The sequence below is a fragment of the Pseudorhodoplanes sp. genome (genome assembly GCF_046289595.1).
Classification (GTDB): domain Bacteria; phylum Pseudomonadota; class Alphaproteobacteria; order Rhizobiales; family Xanthobacteraceae; genus Pseudorhodoplanes.
Genome location: NZ_JBKBVB010000163.1, coordinates 1 through 7,988, shown reverse-complemented (window position 1 = coordinate 7,988; position 7,988 = coordinate 1). Strand labels below are relative to the sequence as shown.

At 63.8% G+C, this 7,988-nt stretch carries 4 protein-coding genes; all 4 read right to left on the bottom strand.

Features of this window, described 5'->3' with window-relative positions:
• Positions 1–1,572, bottom strand: a 1,572-nt coding sequence (locus ACK41X_RS21735; RefSeq protein ID WP_409727833.1) for a cation:proton antiporter, incomplete at its 3' end; no start/stop codon positions are given.
• A 75-nt stretch (positions 1,573–1,647) separates the two neighbouring features.
• On the bottom strand, positions 1,648–3,345 hold the full coding sequence (locus ACK41X_RS21730) for a cation:proton antiporter (RefSeq protein WP_409727830.1): 1,698 nt from the start codon (positions 3,343–3,345) through the stop codon (positions 1,648–1,650).
• Positions 3,346–3,400: 55 nt separating this feature from the next.
• Positions 3,401–6,070 carry an alanine--tRNA ligase gene (gene alaS, locus ACK41X_RS21725; protein ID WP_409727827.1) on the bottom strand — a complete coding sequence of 890 codons (2,670 nt, stop codon included), beginning with the start codon at positions 6,068–6,070 and terminating at the stop codon, positions 3,401–3,403.
• Positions 6,071–6,593: 523 nt separating this feature from the next.
• A complete protein-coding gene (recA, locus tag ACK41X_RS21720; protein WP_409727824.1) occupies positions 6,594–7,673 on the bottom strand; it encodes a recombinase RecA in 1,080 nt (359 codons plus the stop codon).
• Positions 7,674–7,988: the final 315 nt, after the last annotated feature.

The window sequence follows — 7,988 nt, the reverse complement described above, 5'->3', positions numbered from 1 at the left end:
CAGCCGCGCTGCATGTTCGGCGTCGCGCGCGCGCGCGACCACCGTGGCTTTCGGCCTGATCTTTCTGACCTCCGTCACCATGCGCTCGGCGAGCCCGGGATCGGCCAGCGTCGCCACAAAAGCGCGTGCCCGTTTGGCCCCGGCGCGCTCCAGCAATTCGTGGCGGCTGGCATCGCCGAAATACACCGGACGCCCCGCTTCGCGCTGTTCGGCGACCACCGCGCCATTGGTGTCGAGCGCGATCCACGGGATATTCTCGTTGTCGAGGAGGCGCGCCACCGTCTGCCCGACCCGGCCGAAACCGCCGATCACGACATGATCGCGCAGCACGCCGGGCTCGTCGTCCGGTTCGTGATGGGCATGATCGAGCGGATCGAGCCGTTCGGCCAGCCGTCGCGCAACCGCGGCGAGGAGCGGCGTGATCATCATCGACAGGCCAGCAACCGCGACCGCAATCGTTGCCACCTCGACCGACAGTAGATTTTTGGCGCGCGCCAGCCCAATCACAATGAAGGCGAATTCACCGCCCTGCGCCAGCAGCAATGCAACTTCGGCGGCAAGCGGACGCGACACACCGAACAGGCGGGCGGCGATATAAAGAATGGCCGCCTTGACCGTGATGAGCAGGATTAGCGCGAGCAGGACCGTCCCGATATGCTGCCAAACAAGTTCGAGATCGATCACCATGCCGACGGTGACGAAGAAGATTCCGAGCAGCAACCCCTTGAACGGGTCGAGATCGACCTCGATCTGGTGGCGGTATTCGCTGTCGCTCAGCAACAGTCCGGCCAGAAAGGCGCCGAGCGCCACCGACAGTCCGGACGCGCCCGTGGCTGAGGAAATGCCGACCACGATCACGAGCGAGATCGCCATGATCAGTTCGCGGCTGCCGGTGCGCGCCGCCGATCGCATCAGCGGCGTGACGACATAGCGGCCCACCACCATGATCACGAACACGGCTGCGAAAGCCTGAACGAACGGCATAACGTAATCGAGGACTTCGCGGTGTCCCGCGCTGCGCGCCTCGAGAATGCCGACGCTGAACAGGATCGGCACCACGCACAAATCCTGGAACAGCAGGACGGACAGCGCAACGCGACCGACCGGTGCCGCGGAACGGTGCTGATCGACCAGAAGCTGCATCACGATCGCGGTCGACGACAGCGCAAAGCACATGCCGATGATGACGCCGGTCGGCGGCGGAAATCCGCTATAGCGGATGATGGCACCGATGGCGAAAATCGAGGCCAGCACCTGCACGGTGCCGACGCCGAGCACGTAGCGGCGCAATTGCCACAGCCGCCGCATGGATAATTCCATGCCCAACAAAAACAGCAGGAAGACGATTCCGAGTTCGGCCAATGGCTCGGCGCGTTTTGGATCGTCGAGCGTCAGATAGGTGAGCCATGGGATGTTCTGCGCCAGCAGGCCGAGGCCAAAGGGGCCGAGCGCCATTCCCACCAGCAGGAAGCCCAGGACGGTGCCGACCCGGAGCCGGTGCAGCAGCGGGACGATGATGCCGGCCGCTATCAGGAAGATCAGGATGCTTTTCAGACCTTCGGCGTGGAGCACGTCAGATTTACCTTGGGACCGGCAGGGAGGAGCACAGGCAGTGTCTAATCCGATTCGCCTCGGCCCGCCGGGGCGTCATGGTTTGACGCTGCAATCCTTTGCAGACTCGGGGATTTCCAGCAACTCGACCGCCCGCTCTGCCGCATCGATGAAGGGCGAGAGGACGAGGTCGGCGCCTCCCTTGATGAAAATATCCCCCTCCTCTGTGCTATTGACGCGAACCGCGATCCGACCCCGGTAGCCCGCGTGGCGCAAGCTAACGGTCAGCGCGAGCCTGGGGTCGTCATGGGTGACGCCTTGCGCGATTGGATGGATGGCATTGACCACCCATTTCACGTCGCTCAGCGGCAGAGTCGATGGAAATTCCGGATCCTCGGCATCGCCATAGAGCGCCGGCAAGCCGAGCTTTCGCCAATGCTCGACCGCCTCGGGGTCGAAATCGATGCCGAGAATAGAGACACCGCGTCCCTGCAGGGCGCGAGCGATGGCCCGGCCATAGCGGCCCAGCCCGAACAGGACCATGTCGTAGCGCTGCCGTTCGTTTTCGACGCTGCTCTCGAATGCGTGTTCGCGCTGCGGCACCGCCCGCTCGAACCATCCGAGATAGCCTTCGCAGAACCGGTAGAGCGCGTGGGAATAGAGGATCATGTAGGTCGACAGCGTGATGGTCACGAGGCCGATCAGGGTTACGAGCCCAAGCGATTCCCTGTCGACATGACCAAGCGACAGGCCCATTGCCATGAAGATCAGCGAGAATTCGCTGATCTGAGCCACGGTCAAACCGGCGAGAAAACCGGTGCGCTTGCGGTATCCCATAGCGCCCATGATCGCCATCACGATCAGCGGGTTACCAATGAGGACGAAGGCCGAAAGGATGGTCGCGGCTCCGATTTGCGCGCCCAGATCGCTGAGATCGAGCCGCGCGCCGAGCCCGACAAAGAAAAACAAGAGCAGGAAATCGCGCAGACTGGAAAGCCGTGTCGCCACCGCCTCGCGCACGCTGGTGGAGGCGAGCGACACGCCCGCGAGCAGCCCGCCCAGTTCCTTGCCGAAGCCGAGCCAGTCGCCGGCCGCGGCGAACAGCACCGCCCAGGCCAGCGCGAAGCTGACCAGAAGCTCGGGCGTACGCGCAATCAGCTTGAGCAGCGGCTCGGCCGCAAAGCGGATGAAAAGAGCCACAAAAGCCAGCACCGCGATGCCGCTGCCAAGCACGCCGAAAACGCCGAGCCCGGACGGGCTCTTGCTGGTGCCGACCCCATAGGCCGACAGCACCACCATCGCCACCACCACCGCAATGTCCTGCACGATCAGGAAGCCGAGCGCGATGCGGCCATGCAGCGAATCCAGCTCGCGCTTGTCGGACAGAAGCTTGACGATGATGATGGTCGACGAAAAGGTCAGCGCCACAGCGATATAGAGGCTCGTCACCGTGCCGAAGCCGAGCGCAAGGCAGAGGAAGAAGCCGACGACCGAGGTGAACAGCACCTGGCCAAGTCCGGTCGCGAGCGCCACCGCGCCCAAGGCGCGGATGATCTTCAGATCAAGCTTCAGCCCGACCAGAAACAAGAGAACGCTGATGCCGATTTCGGCCAGAACGTCGATATGCGGGGCGGAGCTGACGACATGCAGGGCGCCGGCGCCGACAATGAGACCGGTGGCGATATAGGCGACGATCAGCGGCTGGCGCAGAAGCAGCCCGATAACGCCCACCCCGGCGGCGAGCGCCAGCACGAGTGCAAGTTCGTAAAAGACGGAACCGTCGCCCTCGGTCATCCGTTCCGGCGACCCGACCGCCGCCGCTCCGCTGAATCGATAGGCAGGCTTTGTTTCAGGCTCTCAGCGCAGCTTCAATGGCCTTCAGCGCCGCATCTGCCTTGGAGCCGTCCGGGCCGCCGGCCTGCGCCATGTCCGGCTTGCCGCCGCCGCCCTTGCCGCCCAGCACTTCGGAGGCCTTGCGCACCAGATCGACCGCGGAGAAGCGCGACACCAGATCGGGCGTGACGCCGACCACGATGCTGCCCTTGCCGTCATCGCTGGTGGCGACCAGCGCGACGACGCCCGAGCCGAGCTGCTTCTTGCCCTCGTCGGCGAGGCCTTTCAAATCCTTGATGTCGATACCGCTGACCGCGCGCGCCAGCAGCTTGATGTCGCCGACGGTCCTGATGCTGTCGTCGGTTCCGGCGCGGCCGCCGCCGCCCATGGCGAGCTTCTTGCGCGCTTCCGCGAGCTCGCGCTCGAGTTTCTTGCGGTCGTCGAGGAGCTGGGTGATGCGGGCCGGCATGTCGGCCACGGTGACGCGCAGGAGGTCGGCCGCGACCTGCTGTGCCGCCTGTACCGTCGCATTCGCGGCCTTGCGTGCGGCCCGTCCGGTCAGCGCCTCAAGACGGCGCACGCCGGCGGCAACGCCGGAATCCGACACCACCGAAATCAGACCGATATCGCCGGTGCGTTTGACATGGGTGCCGCCGCAAAGTTCGACCGACCAGCCGAGCGTATTGCCGCCGGCTCCGGACGGCGTGTGGCCCATCGCCACGACACGCACCTCGTCGCCATATTTCTCGCCGAACAAGGCGCGCGCACCCGAGGCCCGTGCATCGTCAATCGCCATCAGCCGGGTGGTGACCTCGGAATTCTGAGTGACGAAATCGTTGGCCATGTCCTCGACCTTCTCGATCTCCTCGGCCGTCATCGGCTTGGGATGGGAGAAGTCGAAACGGAGCCGGTCGGGCGCGACCAGCGAACCTTTCTGCGCGACGTGATCGCCCAAGATTTGGCGCAAGGCCTCGTGCAGCAGATGGGTCGCGGAATGGTTGGCGCGAATTGCGCCGCGGCGCGCATGATCGACGTCGAGCTGCAGCGCAAGCCCGGCCTTTAGGGTCCCCTCCTCGACCGTACCGAGATGGACGAACAGGTCGCCCGCCTTCTTCTGGGTATCGGTGACGCGGAAACGCACGCCGTCCGCCATCATTATCCCGGTATCGCCGACCTGACCGCCGGACTCGCCGTAAAACGGGGTCTGGTTCACGATGACGGCGCCAGTCTCGCCTTTTTTCAGTTCGGCCGTTTCCTTGCCGTCGCGCAGAAGCGCGGTGACGACGCCCTCGGCGCTTTCGGTTTCGTAGCCCAGGAACTCGGTCGCGCCGAGCTTTTCGCGCAAACCAAAGAACACCGTCTCGGCCGCGGCATCGCCCGAGCCCTTCCAGGATTCGCGCGCCTTTTCGCGCTGCTTGTCCATCGCGGCATTGAACCCCGCGACATCGACGGATATGCCGCGCGGGCGCAGCGCATCCTGGGTCAGATCGAGCGGGAAACCGTAAGTGTCGTAGAGCGTGAAGGCGGTGTCGCCTTTGAGCGCATCGCCCTGTTTCAGCGCCTTGGCTTCGTCTTCGAGGATGGCAAGGCCGCGCTCCAGCGTTTTGCGGAAGCGGGTCTCCTCAAGCTTCAGGGTCTCGGAAATCAGCGCCTCGGCGCGGCGCAGCTCCGGATAGGCCTGGCCCATCTCGCGCACCAGCACCGGAACGAGCTTCCACATCAAGGGGTCGCGCGCGCCGAGCAGTTCGGCATGACGCATCGCGCGGCGCATGATCCGGCGCAGCACATAGCCCCGGCCCTCGTTCGAGGGCAAAACGCCATCGGCGATCAGGAAGGACGAGGCACGCAGATGGTCGGCGATGACCCGGTGCGAGGCTTTTTGCGGTCCGTCCGGCGAGACCTTGGTCAGTTCCGCGATGGCCTGGATGATCGCGCGGAACAGATCGATGTTGTAATTGTCGTGGGTCCCCTGCAGGACCGCGGCGATGCGCTCCAGTCCCATGCCGGTGTCGACCGAAGCCTTGGGCAGATCGACGCGGCTGCCGTCCGGCAGCGCCTCGTATTGCATGAAAACGAGATTCCATATCTCGATGAAGCGGTCGCCGTCGGCGTCCGGGGAGCCCGGAGGTCCGCCGGGAATTTTGTCGCCGTGGTCGTAGAAGATTTCCGAACACGGGCCGCACGGCCCGGTATCGCCCATCGCCCAGAAATTGTCGGAGCCGGCAATGCGGATGATGCGGCTTTCGGGCAGGCCTGCGATCTTCTTCCACAGATCGAAAGCGACGTCGTCGTCGATATAGACGGTGGCGGTCAGCTTGTCCTTGGGCAGCCCGAATTCCCTGGTGACCAGGTTCCAGGCCAATTCGATCGCACGCTCCTTGAAATAGTCGCCGAAGGAGAAATTGCCGAGCATCTCGAAAAAGGTGTGATGGCGCGCGGTATAGCCGACATTGTCGAGGTCGTTATGCTTGCCGCCGGCGCGCACGCATTTCTGCGCTGTGACGGCGCGGCTATAGGGCCGCTTTTCGAGTCCGGTGAAGACATTCTTGAACTGCACCATCCCGGCATTGGTGAACATCAAGGTCGGGTCGTTGCGCGGGACCAGCGGCGAGGAGGCCACTGCCTCGTGGCCATTGCGCACGAAATAATCGAGGAAGCCTGCCCGGATATCGTTGACGCCGCTCATGAAAATCTTGCCGCCGCAAGCGGCTGCCCGCCCGCGGCCCCTCTGCCCCGGGATGAAAGGCCCGGCTCGGATTGATCTGTCGGGGCGATATGTAGCGACGCGGTCCGCCCAAGTCCAGAAAACGGTGGGTTTTCTGGCGCTTGTGCGACGTTCCGAGCGCCGGTGCGGGCCCCCTGCGGCCCGGCGCCTTGCAATCCGAGGGCCCGCGCGTCCGGGCCGAACCTTTGGCGCCAACCCGCTCAGACAGGCGCGTGCGATCGGGGCCGCCAAGGCCAGCGCCCTCTCACCCCACCCCGCGCGGCGGACGCAGCGAGGCGGGCTCAAGGCCATTCTGCGTCTTGAGCCCGGCCGGTGTCCGCGCTCCGCGCGCGGGAACGAGATCGAGGCAGCCAGACCGGGCTCACGCGCCGCTTTTCATACGGCTTCGGTTTTTATGCGGCCTTCATGCGGGCATCAGCCCCCGCCCATTCTTCGCCCGCGCAGGAGGGAGGGAGCGAGGGAGTTGCAGCGACGCCCCCAACTCTCACTCCTCGGCGTCGTCGCCGTCGTCTTCCTCCTCGCCGGCGAGAATCTTGTCGGCGATCAACCCGGAATTCTGCCGGACAGCGGTCTCGATCGTCGCGGCAATATCCGGGTTATTGCGCAGGAAGGTCTTGGCATTTTCGCGGCCCTGCCCGATGCGCTGACTGTCATAGGAGAACCAGGCCCCCGATTTCTCGATCACACCGGCCTTGACCCCGAGATCGATCAACTCGCCGGTTTTGGAAACGCCCTCGCCATACATGATGTCGAACTCGACCTGCTTGAACGGCGGCGCCAGCTTGTTCTTCACCACCTTCACGCGGGTCTGGTTGCCGACCACCTCGTCGCGATCCTTGATCGCGCCGATGCGGCGAATATCGAGCCGGACCGACGCATAGAATTTCAGCGCATTGCCGCCGGTCGTGGTCTCGGGCGAGCCATACATCACCCCGATCTTCATGCGGATCTGGTTGATGAAGATCACCATGGTTTTGGACTTGTTGATCGAGGCGGTAAGCTTGCGTAGCGCCTGGCTCATCAACCGCGCCTGCAGGCCTGGCAGCGAATCGCCCATCTCGCCGTCGAGTTCGGCTTTCGGCACCAGCGCGGCGACCGAGTCCACCACCACCACATCCACCGCGCCGGAGCGCACCAGAGTATCGGTGATTTCCAGCGCCTGCTCGCCGGCATCAGGCTGCGAGATCAGAAGATCATCGACATTGACGCCGAGCTTGCGCGCATAGACCGGGTCGAGCGCATGTTCGGCGTCGACGAAGGCGCAAATGCCGCCCTTCTTCTGCGCTTCGGCTATGGTGTGCAGGGCCAGTGTGGTCTTGCCGGAGGATTCCGGCCCGTAAATCTCCACAATCCGGCCGCGCGGCAAACCGCCGACGCCGAGCGCGATATCGAGCCCCAGCGAACCGGTCGAGACAGTCTCGATTTCCAGCTCGGTCTTGGTCTTGCCGAGCCGCATGATCGAGCCCTTGCCGAAGGCGCGCTCAATTTGCGACAGCGCGGCGTCGAGGGCTTTCGACTTGTCCATGGAGGAACCTTCAACCAAACGCAGGGCGGACTGGGCCATTCGCAGCTCCTTATGACTGACGATTCGGGCGACGTGAATGCGCGAGGCCGCGTTCACAAATGCCGTCCCGAGATTTCCGGTGGCGGGCTCATCAACTTGAAACAAGTGTACTCCATCTGTTCTTTGTTCGCAATATGTTCTTATTCACATTTTACATATGTTAATAAATGGATATGTTGAACTGAAACCGGCTGCGGCGATGCGCCCGGGGCGGATTGATCGAGATCAGATTCAGTTCCCGCGCCTTTTGTCAGTGTAGAGGGGCAACTGATCTCTGTGTCTTGATGCTGGATTTCCTTCTGGTCTTTCACTCCG